This window comes from Pseudomonas flavocrustae, assembly GCF_029872515.1.
GTDB lineage: Bacteria > Pseudomonadota > Gammaproteobacteria > Pseudomonadales > Pseudomonadaceae > Chryseomonas > Chryseomonas aestiva.
In genome coordinates this window covers 508,987-524,008 of sequence record NZ_JAPDIQ010000003.1, presented here as the reverse complement: position 1 = coordinate 524,008, position 15,022 = coordinate 508,987, and the positions used below count along the sequence as shown (strand labels likewise).

14 protein-coding genes are annotated in these 15,022 nt (G+C 67.0%); 8 read left to right on the top strand and 6 right to left on the bottom strand.

The annotated features are described in order from the left end of the window. A complete protein-coding gene (locus OMP44_RS10345; RefSeq protein WP_158894380.1) occupies positions 1-429 on the top strand; it encodes a DUF2231 domain-containing protein in 429 nt (142 codons plus the stop codon). Continuing rightward, positions 426-1,721 carry a PQQ-dependent sugar dehydrogenase gene (locus OMP44_RS10340; protein ID WP_280307653.1) on the top strand — a complete coding sequence of 432 codons (1,296 nt, stop codon included), beginning with the start codon at positions 426-428 and terminating at the stop codon, positions 1,719-1,721. Before OMP44_RS10345 ends, OMP44_RS10340 begins: the two co-directional genes overlap by 4 nt. A gap of 45 nt (positions 1,722-1,766) precedes the next feature. Here OMP44_RS10340 and OMP44_RS10335 read toward each other — a convergent pair whose 3' ends face one another. The 5 genes from OMP44_RS10335 to OMP44_RS10315 all read right to left on the bottom strand — a co-directional run bounded on the left by OMP44_RS10335 (position 1,767) and on the right by OMP44_RS10315 (position 6,715). Further along, entirely contained in the window at positions 1,767-2,075 is a 309-nt protein-coding gene (locus OMP44_RS10335) for a cytochrome o ubiquinol oxidase subunit IV (protein ID WP_280307650.1), read from the bottom strand. After that, the gene (locus OMP44_RS10330; RefSeq protein ID WP_187979461.1) at positions 2,072-2,701 is read right to left on the bottom strand and encodes a cytochrome c oxidase subunit 3; all 630 of its coding nucleotides are present in this window, start codon (positions 2,699-2,701) and stop codon (positions 2,072-2,074) included. Before OMP44_RS10330 ends, OMP44_RS10335 begins: the two co-directional genes overlap by 4 nt. Continuing rightward, positions 2,698-4,761, bottom strand: coding sequence for a cbb3-type cytochrome c oxidase subunit I (locus tag OMP44_RS10325; protein ID WP_280307645.1), 2,064 nt, complete (start codon positions 4,759-4,761; stop codon positions 2,698-2,700). Before OMP44_RS10325 ends, OMP44_RS10330 begins: the two co-directional genes overlap by 4 nt. Beyond that, positions 4,754-5,605 carry a cytochrome ubiquinol oxidase subunit II gene (locus OMP44_RS10320; RefSeq protein ID WP_252977132.1) on the bottom strand — a complete coding sequence of 284 codons (852 nt, stop codon included), beginning with the start codon at positions 5,603-5,605 and terminating at the stop codon, positions 4,754-4,756. Before OMP44_RS10320 ends, OMP44_RS10325 begins: the two co-directional genes overlap by 8 nt. 210 nt (positions 5,606-5,815) lie before the next feature. After that, positions 5,816-6,715 (bottom strand): LysR family transcriptional regulator, encoded by a 900-nt coding sequence (locus OMP44_RS10315; protein WP_133860758.1) that lies wholly within the window; start codon positions 6,713-6,715, stop codon positions 5,816-5,818. Positions 6,716-6,861: 146 nt separating this feature from the next. Between OMP44_RS10315 and OMP44_RS10310 the strand changes: the two genes are divergently transcribed. The 3 genes from OMP44_RS10310 to OMP44_RS10300 all read left to right on the top strand — a co-directional run bounded on the left by OMP44_RS10310 (position 6,862) and on the right by OMP44_RS10300 (position 10,741). Continuing rightward, positions 6,862-7,941 (top strand): 4-oxalomesaconate tautomerase, encoded by a 1,080-nt coding sequence (locus tag OMP44_RS10310; protein ID WP_280307642.1) that lies wholly within the window; start codon positions 6,862-6,864, stop codon positions 7,939-7,941. A gap of 58 nt (positions 7,942-7,999) precedes the next feature. After that, entirely contained in the window at positions 8,000-9,313 is a 1,314-nt protein-coding gene (gene dctA, locus OMP44_RS10305; protein WP_280307641.1) for a C4-dicarboxylate transporter DctA, read from the top strand. A gap of 114 nt (positions 9,314-9,427) precedes the next feature. Next, positions 9,428-10,741, top strand: coding sequence for a CitMHS family transporter (locus OMP44_RS10300; protein WP_133860755.1), 1,314 nt, complete (start codon positions 9,428-9,430; stop codon positions 10,739-10,741). A gap of 17 nt (positions 10,742-10,758) precedes the next feature. Here OMP44_RS10300 and OMP44_RS10295 read toward each other — a convergent pair whose 3' ends face one another. After that, positions 10,759-11,547, bottom strand: a complete 789-nt coding sequence (locus OMP44_RS10295; RefSeq protein WP_133860754.1) for a substrate-binding domain-containing protein — start codon at positions 11,545-11,547, stop codon at positions 10,759-10,761. Between the two features lie 151 nt (positions 11,548-11,698). On the opposite strand from OMP44_RS10295, the gene OMP44_RS10290 reads away from it, so the two are divergent. The 3 genes from OMP44_RS10290 to OMP44_RS10280 all read left to right on the top strand — a co-directional run bounded on the left by OMP44_RS10290 (position 11,699) and on the right by OMP44_RS10280 (position 15,009). Next, complete coding sequence (locus OMP44_RS10290; protein ID WP_187979457.1) at positions 11,699-12,376, top strand: response regulator transcription factor; 678 nt, start codon at positions 11,699-11,701, stop codon at positions 12,374-12,376. Continuing rightward, positions 12,354-13,727 carry a sensor histidine kinase gene (locus OMP44_RS10285; RefSeq protein WP_280307639.1) on the top strand — a complete coding sequence of 458 codons (1,374 nt, stop codon included), beginning with the start codon at positions 12,354-12,356 and terminating at the stop codon, positions 13,725-13,727. Before OMP44_RS10290 ends, OMP44_RS10285 begins: the two co-directional genes overlap by 23 nt. A 112-nt stretch (positions 13,728-13,839) precedes the next feature. Then, positions 13,840-15,009 (top strand): D-alanyl-D-alanine carboxypeptidase family protein, encoded by a 1,170-nt coding sequence (locus OMP44_RS10280; RefSeq protein ID WP_280307746.1) that lies wholly within the window; start codon positions 13,840-13,842, stop codon positions 15,007-15,009. Positions 15,010-15,022 lie beyond the last annotated feature (13 nt).

The window sequence follows — 15,022 nt, the reverse complement described above, 5'->3', positions numbered from 1 at the left end:
GTGACCGTAGCTGCCCACCATTACCACCCTGTCCGGCCCGGCCCGCTGCACGCGCTGCTGCTGGCCGGCTCCGTCCCGCTGTTCATCGGCGGCCTGCTCAGTGATATCGCCTACTACCAGACGATGCAGATCCAGTGGGCCAACTTCGCCGCCTGGCTGATCGCCGGGGCGCTGTTGCTGTCCGGGCTGGCCCTGCTGTTCGCCCTCGGTAATCTGTTCGGTGCGCGCTTCCGCGGCCGCCGGCCGGCGGCCTATTTCCTCCTGCTGCTGCTGGCCTGGGTGCTGGGGCTGGTCAATGCCTTCGAACACGCCAAGGACGCCTGGGCGGTGATGCCCGCCGGACTGATCCTCTCGGTGGTGGTCTCGGTGCTGAGCCTGGTGGCCGCCTGGATCGCACTCTCCAATCTGCGTTCGGAGGTGGTTCGATGAGCACTCCAAGAGCCTTGAGCGTCCTTGGTCTGGCCGTGCTGCTGGCCGCCTGCGGCAACGAAGGCGGTGCCGACACCCAGGCGCGCGGACCCGATCCCAAGCTGCCCGAACCCCAGCGCGGCCTCCTGCCGAGCATGAAGATCGCCGAGCCGGCCCCCTGGGGCGATCGCACGCCCACCGTGCCCCAGGGCTACACCATCACCGCCATCGCCACTGACCTGCGCATTCCGCGGCAGATGCTGGTGCTGCCCAATGGCGACATCCTGGTGGCCGAGGGCCGTGGCGGCAACGCGCCCAAGCTGAAGCCCAAGGACGTCATCGCCGGCTACATCAAGGCCCAGGGCAACACCCAGGTGAAGGGTGGCAATCGCCTGACCCTGCTGCGCGATGCCGACGGCGATGGCAAGTACGAACTCAAGACCGTGTTCGCCGAGAACCTCAATGCGCCCTATGGCCTGGCCTTCGCCAATGGACGGATCTATGTGGCCAACCAGGACGCCCTGGTCAGCTTTCCCTACCAGGACGGCCAGACCCAGGCCAGCGGCGCGCCGGACAAGCTGGTCGATCTGCCGGCGGCGATCAATCACCACTGGACCAAGTCCCTCGCCGCGAGCGCCGATGGTCGCTATCTCTATGTGGGGATCGGCTCCAACAGCAACGTCGGCGAGCGCGGCATGGATGTCGAGGTGGATCGCGCGGTGATCTGGCAGATCGATGCCCAGAGCGGAGCGCACAAGAGCTATGCCACCGGGGTGCGCAATCCCACCGCCCTGGCCATCCAGCCCGACAGCGGCCAGCTGTGGGCGGTGGCCAACGAGCGCGACGAAATCGGCCCGGACCTGGTGCCGGACTACCTGACCTCCATCCGCGAAGGCGGCTTCTATGGCTGGCCCTACAGCTACTGGGGGCAGAACGTCGACACCCGCGCCCAGCCGCAGAATCCGGCCAAGGTGGCCGCGGCCATCAAGCCTGACTACAGCCTCGGCTCGCACGTCGCCGCCCTGGGCGTGACCTTTGCCACCGCGGCGGTGGGCGGTCAGTTCACCGATGGCGTCTTCGTCGGCGAACACGGCAGCTGGAACCGCGACAAGCCGGTGGGCTACCGCGTGGTCTTCGTGCCCTTCCAGCAGGGGCGTCCGGCCGGCGAGCCCATCGACTTCGCCACCGGGTTCTTTGGCGACGATGGCAAGACCCGCGGCCGACCGGTCGGGGTGGCGGTGGACCAACGTGGCGGCGTGATCATCGCCGACGACCTGGCCAATACCGTCTGGCGGGTGACGCGCACCCAGTAAGGTGGGTGACGATCCGGTTGCCGTCTTTCGGGACGGCGACCGTTATCAACCCATGCGGTGATGAAGATTGCCCAGCACGATCAAACTACCCACCACCATCAGCACCAGGATCAGGCTGGTGAACAGCAGCAGATAGAGGTCGTGGCGGTGCGAACGCCCCAGGCTGATATGCAGAAAGCAGCGCAGGTGCACCAGGATCTGCAGCAGCCCCAGGCCGAAGATGACGCCCAGGGTGGTCCCGCGCGGCCAGGTCGGGAAGAGCACCAGGCCGATGGGAATCAGGCTCAGCGTCACCGCCAGCACCAGGCCGATCACATAGCTCGCCAGTTCGCGGCGATAGTCGTCACGCTTCATGGCAACAGCCCCTGCAGGTAGACCACCGACAGGATGGCGACCCAGACGATATCGAGAAAATGCCAGAACAGCCCCAGGCGCATCAGCCGGGTCTTCACCGGCGTATCCAGGCCGAACACCCTGAGCTGCACCAGCATCACCACCAGCCACAGGCAACCACTGGCGACGTGCACCCCGTGCATGCCCACCAGGGCGAAGAAGGCCGAGAGAAAGGCGCTGCGCTGGGGCAGGGCGCCCTTGTCCGCCATGCCGAGGAAGTCGTGCACCTCCAGGCCGAGGAACACCAGCCCCAGGGCCAGCGTCACCAGCAGCCAGGTCACCAGGGGCCGCAGGCGACCCTCGTGGTACTTCATCGCCAGCGACGCCAGGCCGTAGGTGAAGCTGCTGGCCAGCAGCACCAGGGTCTGGACGGTGACACTGCCGATCTCGAAGACGTCCCGGGCCACCGGTCCCCCGGCGGTGGCGTGCTGCAGCGTCGCATAGATGGCGAACAGCAGCGCGAACACCAGGGCGTCGCTCATCAGGAAGATCCAGAAGCCGAATAGCGAGTATTCGGCCTCGGCGTGGGTTGCGTGGTCGGTGTGACCGACGTTTAGGCCGGCGTGGTTCATATCACGCGAACTCATGGCGCCATCTCCGCCAGGCCACGATTGCCCGGCCCGGTTTCCTCGTCGCGCGTGACGGGGCGGGTCGCGGCGACCTCATCCAGCCAGGCCTCATGCTCGCGCCGAACGTCCGCCGCCGAGATCAGTCGCTCGGTATCGCGCTGGAAGCTGCGGGCGATCACCGCGCCCCAGGCCACCAGCAGCCCCAGTACGGCCATCCAGCCGATGTGCCAGACCAGGCCGAAGGCGCAGGCGAAGCCCGCCGCGCCGACGATGGCCGGTACGGCGCTGTTCCTGGGAAGCACCAGATCGGCATAGGTCCGCGGCCGGTCGTAGGCCAGGCCCTGTTCCTTGAGCCACGTGAAGGGGTCGCGGTCGTTGATCGGCAGCGGCACGGCGAAGTTGTACTCCGGCGGCGGCGCGGCGACCGCCCATTCCAGGGTCCGGCCGTTCCAGGGATCACCCGCCGGCACCCGCGCACTGTCGCGGCGCCGGATGCTCACCACCAGCTGAATCACCAGGCTGCCCAGGGCGGCCAGCAGCACCACCGCGCCGAGTTCGGCGACCCACAGCAGCGGGGCGAAATCGGGGTTGTGGATCGCCTGGCTGCGCCGCGGCAGACCGGAGACGCCCAGCACATACAGGGGCATGAAGGCGAGGATGAAGCCCAGGCCGAAATTCAGCGCGGCGATGCGGCCCCAGCGCTCGTCGAGGCGAAAGCCAAAGGCCTTGGGAAACCAGAAGTGGTAGCCCGCCAGCATGCCGAACAGCATTCCCGGGATCAGCATGTTGTGGAAGTGGGCGACCAGGTAGACGGTGTTGTGCACCTGGTAGTCCACTGGCGGCGTGGCCAGGGTGATGCCGGTGAGGCCGCCGATCACGAACAGCATGATGAACATCACCGCGTAGATCAGCGGCGTGGTCAGGCGGATGCGACCGCGGAACATGGTCGCCATCCAGTCGTAGATCTTCACCCCGGTGGGAATGCCGATGAGCATGGTGGCGATGCCGAAGGCGGCGTTGATCCTGGGGCTCTGGCCCATGGTGAAGAAGTGGTGCAGCCACACGGTAAAGGACAGCACGGCGATCACCAGGGTGGCCCAGACCAGCGAGTGGTAGCCATAGAGCCGCTTGGTGGAAAAGGTGGCGAAGACCTCGGAAAACACCCCGAAGGCCGGCAGGATCAGGATGTACACCTCCGGGTGGCCGAACAGCCAGAACAGGTTGATGTAGTTCATCAGGTTGCCGCCCTGGGTATTGGTGAAGAAGTGGAAGCCCAGGTAGCGGTCCAGGGCCAGCAGCAGGGTAGCCACGGTCAGCGGCGGCATGGCGAAGATCATCAGGATGCTGGTGCATAGTGCCGTCCAGCTGAACAGCGACATATGGAACAGGCGCATGCCCGGCGCACGTTCCTTGTAGAGGGTGACCGCGAAGTTGAGGCCGGTGAGGGTGCTGCCGAGGGAGCTCAGGGTCAGCGCCCAGATCCAGTAGTCGGGGCCGACGCCGGGCTGGTAGTCGATGCCGGTATAGGGCGGGTAGCCGCTCCAGCCACCGGTGGAAAAGCGCCCCAGCACCAGGGACACCATCACCAGGGCGGCACCGGCCACGGTCAGCCAGAGGCTGATGGCGTTGAGCAGGGGAAAGCGCACGTCGCGGGCGCCGATCTGCAGCGGCATGACGAAGTTGATCAGCCCGGTGAGAAAGGGCATGGCGACGAAGAACACCATGATGGTGCCGTGGGTGCTGAACAGCTGGCCGAAGTGTTCCGGCGGCAGGTAGCCCGGCGCATCGATGGCCAGCGCCTGCTGGGTACGCATCATCACGCCTTCCACTACGCCGCGGCTGAACATCACCAGCGCCAGCACCACATACATGATGCCGATGCGCTTGTGGTCCAGGCTGGTGAACCACTCCTGCCAGAGATAGCGCCATTTGCCGAACCAGGTGATCACCCCGGCCGTAGCGAGGGCGCCGAGGATCACCACGCTGGCGCCGCAGGTGGCGATCAGGCTGTAGAAGGGCAGGGCGTCGTAACCCAGGCGGCCGAACAGCAGGTGCCAGAGGGCCGAGGAATCAGTCATGGGCGGCTCCGGTAAAGGTGGCACAGGTGGGTACCGGGTCCTGGCGATAGCGCGCCAGCACCCAGGCGAACAGGGCAGGTTGGGTCAGGCGCCACTCGGCGGCCTGCTCCAGGGTGCCGGGGCGGGCCAGCACCTGGTAATGGGCGCAGTCCAGGGCTTCGCGGGCCTGACCGACCTGTCGGGTCCAGGCCTGGAAATCCGCCTCCGCCAGCACCCGGATCGGGAAGTGCTGGTCCTGGAAACCTTCGCCGCTGTACTGGGCATTGCGGCCCTCGAACTGACCGGGCGCCGGAACCTGCAGATAGCGCTGGGTCTGCATGCCGGCCATGGCGTAGATCTGGCCGCCCAGGCGCGGCAGCAGCAGGGATTGCATCACCGTATCGCTGGTGAGCCTGAGCTGTACCGGCCGCCCCGCCGGCAAGACCAGCTCATTGACCGTGGCGATGCCCTGTTCGGGATAGAGAAACAGCCACTTCCAGTCCAGGCCGATCACCTGGACCTCCAGCGGCGCCTCGCCGGGCGTCGGCGAGCGATAGGGGTCCAGACTGTGGGTGCGGGTCCAGACCAAGAAGGCCAGCACCGCGACGATCAGCGCCGGTACGCCCCAGGCGAAGACGTCCAGCAGCCAGGAAAACTCCCAGCGTGGCCGGTAGGCGGCGCGCGTGTTGCCGTGGCGATAGCGCCAGACGATCAGCGGGGTGAGCAGGATCACCGGCAGCACCACCACCAGCGCCAGGCCGACGATCCACAGCAGCAGGTCGCGTTCGCCGCTGGCGGCGAGGCCGGCCGGGGCGAGAAAGCCGTGTTGCAGCGGCGAACAGCCCGTGAGCGAAGCGGCGAGCACCAGGCCGGCCAGCGCCCGGACGCCTGAGCAGTGCCGCGAGGTGCTCCCCGGGCGAGGAGTAGAAGGACGCGATATTCGCGCTAGGGACATGAGCGGACCTGACCGTAACCAGTTGTTGCAGCCAACAGACCGCCCAAGGGGACGCGACGTTCACTGGATACTGGCGCTTGGCCGCTTCTGTTCAGGAAAGGGGCGCGTGCATGGCGCGGACTAGGGCTGTTCGGTCTTCCACTGGCCGAGCAGGATGGCAACGAATTTTTCTGCGGCGGGCGACAGCGAGGCACCGCGGCGCGAGACCAGGCCGAGGGTACGGGTCACTTCCGGATCGGTGAGGGGCACGCTGACCAGGGTCGGGTGGTCGGCGTCCGGCATGGCCAGGCTGGGCATGGCCGAGACGCCGAGGCCGGCTTCCACCATGCCCAGGGAGGTGGACAGGTGCTGCACCTCGTAGAACCACTTGGGGCGGATGCCGCGCGCGGAGAGGGCATGGTCGAGCAGCACCCGGTTGCCGCTGAGGCGGCCCACGCCGATCAGCCGGTGCTCGACCAGCTCGGCCCAGCTGATCGACGGGCGTCCGGCCAGTTCGTGGTCACGCCGGCAGGCCAGCACGAACTGCTCCTGCACCAGGGGTACGAATTCGATGTCCGGGTGCTGGCCGCTGAGCATGTTGATGCCGAAGTCGGCCTCGCCGCGCAGCACGGCCTCCAGGCCGTCGTTGGCGCTGAGGTCCAGCAGCCGGATGCGGATCTTGGGGTATTGCTCGTTGTACTGGCGGATCACCGAGGGCAGGAAGTAGAAGGCCGCGGTGGGGATGCAGGCCAGGGTGACCTGGCCGGTCTGGCGCTCGGCCAGTTCGCGGATGCTGAGGATGGAATCCTCGAAGTCGTCCAGCAGCCGCCGCGCCTTGGGCAGGAAATCGCGGCCGACGCTGGTGAGTCCGACGCGACGAGTGGTGCGTTCGAGCAAGGGCGTGCCCAGGCCGTCTTCCAGCTTCTTGATGCGTCGGCTCAGGGCCGGCTGCGACAGGTGCAGGGCGTCGGCGGCCTCATGGAAGCTGCCCAGTTCGGCGATTTTCACGAAAGATCGAATGTCTTGCAGCTCGTAGTCCATGATTGCCCTGCTTCGGAACCTCGACGTAATTGATTATCCAAGTGGAATAATAGCGCTGATATTTGCATTGGATAGATTTATATCCGGCTGCCAATCTTGCCTGCAGAACATCAATAACCGCTATTGATCAACAAGAGTCAGCAGTCATGCAACGTATTCCCTGCGTTCTCATGCGAGGCGGCACCTCCAAGGGTCCCTTCTTCCTTGCCAGCGACCTGCCCAGCGATCCCGTCCAGCGCGACGAGATGCTGATCGACCTCATGGGTGCCGGTCACGAACTGGAAATTGACGGCATTGGTGGCGGCAGCCCCCAGACCAGCAAGGTCGCCATCATCAGCCCGTCCAGCCATCCCGATGCCGACGTGGACTATCTCTTCGTCCAGGTGATGGTCGCCGAGCGCCGCGTCGATACCGCGCCCAACTGCGGCAACATGCTCTGTGCCGTGGGTCCCTTCGCCGTGGAGCAGGGGCTGGTCGCCGCTGAAGACGGCAAGACCCTGGTGCGCATCCGCAACCTCAACACCAACAGCTTCGTCGATTCGCTGGTGCACACGCCGGGCGGCCTGGTGCGCTATGAAGGCGACACCGCCATCGACGGCGTGCCCGGTACCGCCGCGCCGGTGCAGCTGACCTTTCTTGACGCCGTGGGCAGCAAGACCGGCAAGCTGTTTCCCACCGGCCAGGCTACCGATGTCTTCGACGGCGTGCCGGTGACCTGCATCGACATGGCCATGCCGATGATGATCGTCGACGCCCGCCACCTGGGCGTGACCGGCAGCGAGCGGCCGGCCGAGCTGGACGCCAACACGGCGCTGCTGGCGCGGCTGGAAGCCCTGCGTCTGCAGGTGGGTCGGGCCATGGGCCTGGGCGATGTCAGCGGCAAGGTGATCCCCAAGCCGGTACTGGTGTCTGCACCCCAGCACGGCGGCACCCTGCAGGTGCGCTATTTCATGCCGCACAGCTGCCACCGCGCCCTGGCCATCACCGGTTCCATCGGCCTGGCCACCGCCTGCGTCACCGCGGAAACAGTGGTGATGGCGCTGCTCGGCGAGTCGACGCGTGACCTGACCCACGTCCGCCTGGAGCATCCCAGCGGCGGGATCGACGTCGTGCTGTCGCGCGGCGGCGCGGACGGCACTACCATCCAGGCCTCGGTCGTCCGGACCGCGCGCCGCCTGTTCGCCGGCCACGTGTACGCGCCCACCGCGCGGAGGCTCGCCAGCTAAAGCGATATCCCCCCAACCACCAGCGCATCCGCACAACTTCAATAAACGGTGATGCCCCATGAAACTTGCCAAATCGCTGTACTTCCAGATCCTCTGCGCCGTGGTCCTCGGGGTGCTGGTCGGTCACTTCTGGGCGCAACAGGCCGTCGCGCTCAAGCCCCTGGGTGATGCTTTCATCAAGCTGATCAAGATGATGATCGCCCCGGTGGTGTTCTGCACCATCGTCACCGGCATCGCCGGCATGACCGACAAGAGCACCCTGGGTCGGCTGATGGGCAAGACGCTGCTGCTGTTCCTGGTGCTCACCGTCATCAGCCTGTTCATCGGCCTCGGCGCGGTCTATCTGTTCCAGCCCGGCGTGGGCATGAACATCGATCCCGCGACCCTGAGCACCGCCAGCATCGCCCAATACACGGCGTCGGCGGCCAAGCTCAGCGTGGTGGACTTCTTCATGCACATCATCCCGGACACCTTCATGGGGGCGTTCAACAAGGGTGAGGTGCTGCCGGTGCTGTTCATCGCCGTGCTCTGCGGCTTCGCGCTGTCCGCCATGGGCGAGCGCGGCCGGCCGGTGCTGGAGGTGCTGGAGTCGGCGTCGCAGATGGTCTTCCGCATCTTCGGCTACCTGATGCGCTTCGCGCCGGTGGGTGCCTTTGGCGCCCTGGCCTTTACCGTCGGCCAGTACGGCATCACCTCACTGGGTTCCCTGGCCAAGCTGATCGCCACCCTCTACATCGCCTGCGCCTTCTTCGTCTTCGTGGTGCTGGGCGCGCTGTGCCGCTCGCGCGGCTTCAGCCTGTGGAAGCTGCTGCGCTACTTCCGCGAGGAATTCCTGGTGGTGCTCGGCACCTCGTCCACCGAGCCGGTGCTGCCGCGCATGCTGCAGAAGCTCGAAGGCCTGGGCTGCAAGAAGGGCGTGGTCGGCCTGGTGCTGCCCACCGGCTACTCCTTCAACCTGGATGGCACCGCCATCTACCTGTCGCTGGCCGCGGTCTTCATCGCCCAGGCCTGCAACATCGACCTCACCATCGGCCAGACCCTGACCATGCTGGCGATCATGCTGCTGTCCTCCAAGGGTGCGGCAGGGGTGACCGGCAGCGGCTTCGTCGCCCTGGCCTCGACCCTCACCGTGATCCATGACATCCCCCTGGCCGGTCTGGCCCTGCTCATCGGCATCGACCGCTTCATGTCCGAGGCCCGCGCCCTGACCAGCCTGGCCAGCAACGCCGTGGCCACGGTGGTGATCGCGCTGGGCGAGGACGCCTGCGATCGCGACAAGCTGATGCGTGCCCTGGCCAGTGGCAAGGCCGAACCCCTGGCGCTGCCCGAGGCCGCCGAGTGGACGGCATCGGACGCCCGTCCCCACGCCTGATCGTTCCAACCCCGCTTCCGCTGCACTCCCACCTCCGCGCCGTCAGCTGGCCGGAGGCGGGGATCGGCTGGCCCGCGTCTGGCCAGACCCACAACAAGAACAAGGGATATGCCTATGCTCGCGCTTCTCGGTCTGATCATGGTGGTGACCTTCACCTACCTGATCATGAGCAAACGTCTGTCGCCCATCGTGGCGCTCACCGTGGTGCCCATCGTCTTCGCCCTCATCGGTGGCTTCGCCCCGACCACCGGCAAGATGATGCTCGACGGCCTGAAGATGGTGGCGCCCTCGGCGGCGCTGCTGCTGTTCGCCATCCTCTTTTTCGGCCTGATGATCGATGCCGGACTGTTCGATCCGCTGATCCGCAAGATCCTCAAGCGCGTCAACGGTGACCCGGTGAAGATCGCCATCGGCACCGCGCTGCTCTCGCTGCTGGTGGCCCTGGACGGCGACGGCACCACCACCTACATGATCACCTGCGCCGCCATGCTGCCGCTGTACAAGCGCATCGGCATGAATCCCATGGTGCTGGCGACCGTCTCCATGCTTTCGCTGAGCATCATGAGCGGCATGAGTCCCTGGGGCGGCCCGGCCACCCGCGCCATCGCCGCGCTGGGGCTGGACGCCACCGCCTACTTCATTCCCATGCTGCCCACGGTGATCGGCGGGGCGGCCTGGGTGGTCTTCACCGCCTTCCTGCTCGGTCGCCGCGAGCGCGCGCGGATCGGCAACGTCGCCCTGGAAAGCGGCGGGGCGGCGGGCGGCAAGTGCTATATCGAGGAGATACTCGGTGACTCGCCGAACAAGCGCCCCCGCCTGGCCTACGTCAATCTGGTGCTGGTGATCGCGGTGATGACCGCCCTGGTCATGGGCGTGATGCACGCGGCCATCCTGTTCATGATCGGCTTCGTGCTGGCGCTGATGATCAACTACCCGCAGCTGGAGTTGCAGAAGGAGCGCATCCTGGCGCATTCCGGCAACGCCATGACCGTGGTGCTGCTGGTGTTCGCCGCGGGCATCTTCGCCGGCATCTTTTCCGGCACCAAGATGGTCGATGCCCTGGCACAGACCCTGGTCGACTGGATTCCGCCGGCCTGGGGCCACTGGTTCCCGCTGGTGGTGGCCATCACCAGCATGCCGCTGACCTTCGTGCTGTCCAACGATGCCTACTACTTCGGCGTGGTGCCCATCCTGGCCAATGCCGCCGCGGCCTATGGGATCGACCCGGTGGAGATCGCCCGCGCCTCGGTGCTGGGCCAGCCGGTGCACCTGATGAGTCCGCTGGTGGCCTCGACGCTGCTGCTGGTGGGCATGGTCGACCGCGACATCGGCGATTTCCAGAAGGCCACGGTCAAATGGGCGGTACTGACCTCCCTGGTCATCACCGTACTCGCGCTGGCCACCGGCGCCATTTCCTTCTTCGTCTGACGCCGGCGGCCTGGCCCTTATTGCTGGGCGGGGATGGGCTTGAGACCGCTGTCTTGGATGGCCTTGGCGGCGTCCTTCGAGGCCAGGTACTGCAGCAGGGCGCGGGCCGCATCCGGGTGCGTGCTCTTGCTGACCACGGCGCCGGAATAGAGGGTCATCTTCTGCGCCTGGTCGGGGATCAGGCCGACAATGTCGATGCCCTGCACCGGCTTCAACTCGCTCAGTTGCTGGAAGCCCAGCTGTGCGTCACCGCGGGCGACGACTTCGCCCACCGGCTCGGCGGGGATCATGCGCGCCTTGGCCTTGAAGGCATCGCTCAGCTGCATGCGTGGGAACAGGATGTGCGACAGGTAGACGCCGCTGGCGCTGTCGGAATAGGCCACCGACTGGGCGTTCTCCAGGCTCTGCTTGAAGGCGTCCATGGTGGAGATGTCCGGCTTGGGCGCGCCCTTGCGCACCGCCAGGGCGATGAACGACTGGCCCAGGTCGACGCGGCTGTCCTTGAGCGCCTGGCCGTTGGCGACCAGCTTGTCCAGCGCCGAACCCACCATCAGCACCACGTCGGCCGGCTCGTTGCGGGCCAGGCGCTGGGGGATGGCCTGGGGCGTGTCGCCCATGGACGGCGCGGCGGCGATGTCCAGTTTCACGCCGGTGGCCTTTTCATAGGCCGGGGCGACTTCGCGGATGGCGCCCATGATGCCGCCCGAGCTCAGCACCGTGAGGGTGGTGACGGGTTGCGCGGCCAGCAGCGGCGTGGACGCCAGCAGCAGGGCGCCAAGGGCGAGGGTGGGCAGACGTCGAAACATGGTGAGGCCTCCAGGGTGAAAAGACCGACGATAGACCGCGGGCAGGGCGGAAGCGCGTTAGTCCGAATGAAGAAAAATTTAATTTACCGGCCTGGGCGTTTTCCCTAGGGTGTCCGGTCCGCCAGACCGGGCGCCAGATCCAGAGGCCATCATGACCCAGGCTTTGGTCATCGAAGACGACGAGGTGACCGCCCACGCCATCGCCAGCGAATTGCAGGCGCAAGACTATCAGGTACGCTGGGAACGCACCGGCCGCGACGGCCTGGCCGCGGCCATCGCCGGCGGCCACGACATCATCACCCTCGACCGCATGCTGCCGGACTTCGATGGCCTGACCATCGTCAGCACCCTGCGCGGCCTCGGCATCGCCACCCCGGTGCTGATGCTCAGCGCCCTGTCCGATGTCGACGAGCGCGTTCGCGGCCTGAGATGCGGCGGAGACGACTACCTGACCAAGCCCTTTTCCCTGGTGGAGATGATGGCCCGCCTGGAGGCGCTGCTCAGGCGGCCGGCCGCCCAGTCCGCCAGCCACCAGTTGCGGGTGGGGGAGCTGACCCTGGACCTGATCGACAACACCCTGACCCGTGCCGGCGAGGCCATCGCCCTGCTGCCCACCGAATTCAAGATCCTCACCTACCTGATGCGCAACACCGGGCAACTGGTGACCCGCACCATGCTCTTCGAGCAGGTCTGGGGCTATCACTTCGATCCGGGCACCAACATCATCGACGTGCACATGGGGCGGCTCAGACGCAAGATCGAGCGAGCGGGGCGGCCGCTGGTGCATACCGTCCGTGGAGCCGGCTATGTCCTCGTCGTCCCGGACTAGGCGCTGGCGCTCGGGCAGCAGCCGTCTGCTGGCGCTCTATGCGCTGCTCTTCGTGGCCTGGGGTGCGGTCTTCACCGGGGTGCTCTACTGGCAGATCTCAGGCTACCTGGGCGCCGTGGCGGAGCGCACCCTGCTGCAGCGGGCGCACTACTACGGCAAGGTGGCCGACGCCGACCTGCTGGGGGAGTTGCAGGCCAGCGAGGTCTATTCCATGCCCGGCATCGACGCCTACGGCCTGTTCGAGGCCGATGGCCGCTATGTCGCCGGCAACCTGGTCAAACTGCTGCGCAACCTGCCGGACGACGGTCGGGTGCACTACCTGCAGCGCGGCCTCAGGACCACCGACGCCCTGGACGAGACCCGCAGCAGCCACGCCTTTCTGCAGCGCCGCGCGGACGGCCGCATCCTGGTGCTGGCCCGCGATGGCGGTTCCATTTCGGCGGTGGGCGGCATCATCGGCCAGGCGCTGTTCTGGGGACTGTCGCTGACCCTGATTCCCGGGCTGGTCGGCTGGCACCTGCTGCGGCGACGACCGCTGCGACGGGTGGAACGGCTGCAGCGCAGCCTGGAGCGGATCGTCGCCGGTCACCTGGAAGAACGGCTGCCGCTGTCGCCGCGGCACGACGAGCTGGACATGCTGGCCGACGCGGTCAACACCACCCTGGCGCAGCTGGAGCGCTCGATGCACGAGGTGAAGGGGGTCTGCGACGGCATCGCCCATGACCTGCGCACCCCGCTGACGCGGCTGCGGGCGCGCCTGCATCAGCTGCAGCAGCTGCCGCTGGCCGAACCCCAGGCCGATAGCCTTGGCGAGGCGCTCGCCGAGACCGAGGCCATCATGTCGCGCTTCCAGGGCCTGCTGCGCATCTCCGAGCTGGAGGACACCCGACGGCGCATGGCCTTCGCGCCCCTGGACCTGGCCGCGCTGCTGCGCCAGGCCCATGACTTCTACGAGCCCCTGGCCCAGGAAAAGGCCCAGACCCTGAGCCTGGAACTGGGTGAGGCGTTGCCGGAGGTGCAGGGCGACGCCGAGTTGCTGTTCGAGGCGCTGGTCAATCTGCTCGACAACGCCCTCAAGTTCGCCCCCGCGGGGGGACGGGTGCGGCTGGTGGCGCGCGGCGTCGGCCTGGCGGTGCGCATCGAGGTGATCGACGACGGCCCCGGCATTCCCGAAGCCGAGCGCGAGAGTGTGCTGCGGCGGCTCTATCGCGGCGATGCCAGTCGCCAGCAGCCCGGCTACGGTCTGGGCCTGTCCCTGGTGGCGGCCATCGTCCGCCTGCATGGTTTCAGCCTGAACATCGAGACGGCCGAGCCGCTGGGCGCCCGGGTGGTCATCACCAGCGCCGGCTGAGGCGCGGCTTCCTAAATTTTTCTTCACTTTCCTTCATTTGAGACCGGGGCAGGGCTCTCCCAGGATGGCGGGCCCCACTGCCATACCGGATCTGCCGCTCGTGAAACACCCCTTGCTCTGCCTCGGTCTCGCCGCCCTGGGTCTCGCCTGGCTCGGCCAGGTCGAGGCTGCACCCGCCGCTGCGCCCGCCGCCAATGTGCTCATTCCCTCGCCGCCCCAGCTCTCGGCCAAGGCCTGGGTGCTGATGGATGCCACCACCGGCCAGGTGATCGCCGAGGAGGGTTCCCACGAGCACCTGCCGCCGGCCAGCCTGACCAAGCTGATGACCGTCTATGTGGCGACCCGTGACATCCAGGCCGGCCAGCTCAAGGCCGACGACAAGGTCACCGTCAGCGAGCACGCCTGGCGCACCGAGGGCTCGCGGATGTTTCTCGATCCGCGCACCCCGGTGGCGGTGCACGATCTGCTGCAGGGCATCGTCATCGATTCGGGCAACGACGCCAGCGTGGCCCTGGCCGAGCACATCGCCGGCAGCAACGAGAGCTTCGCCAGCCTGATGAACGCCACGGCCCAGCGCCTCGGGCTGCACGACAGCCACTTCATGAATCCCACCGGACTGCCCGATCCCGAGCACTTCTCCTCGCCCTACGACATGGCGCTGCTGGCTCGCGCCATCATCCAGGACGAGTCGGCCTACTATGAGCTCTATGCCAGGAAGTACTTCACCTGGAACGGTATCCGCCAACCCAATCGCAATCTGCTGCTCTGGCGCGATCACACCGTGGACGGCCTCAAGACCGGGCATACCGAGGCGGCCGGCTACTGCATGGTGACCTCGGCGTTGCGCGACGGACGCCGGCTGATCACCGCGGTGTTCGGTTCCAACTCCATCAACAACCGCGCGGCGGACACCCAGAAGCTGCTGACCTATGGCTACCGCTTCTTCGACAACCTGACCTTCGACAAGGCCGGCGTTGCCCTGGGCACCCCGGCGGTCTGGGAAGGTGCGCAGTCGACGTTGCCGGTGGGCGTGACCCAGGACGTAGTGCTGACCCGCCCCAAGGGTCAGCAACCGCCCGAGCGCCGTCTGGTGCTGGACGAGCCACTGGTGGCGCCCATCGCCCAGGGCGCCGTGGTCGGCCGCCTGGAGCTGCTGGAGGGTGACCGCATTCTGCAGACCCGCCCGCTGGTGGCCCTGGAGGCGGTGGAGCAGGGCGGCTGGTGGTCGCGCTGGCCGCAGCACCTCTACCGCCTGGTGCTGCACTGGTTCGGCCGGATCTGACCCGCGGCGGCGG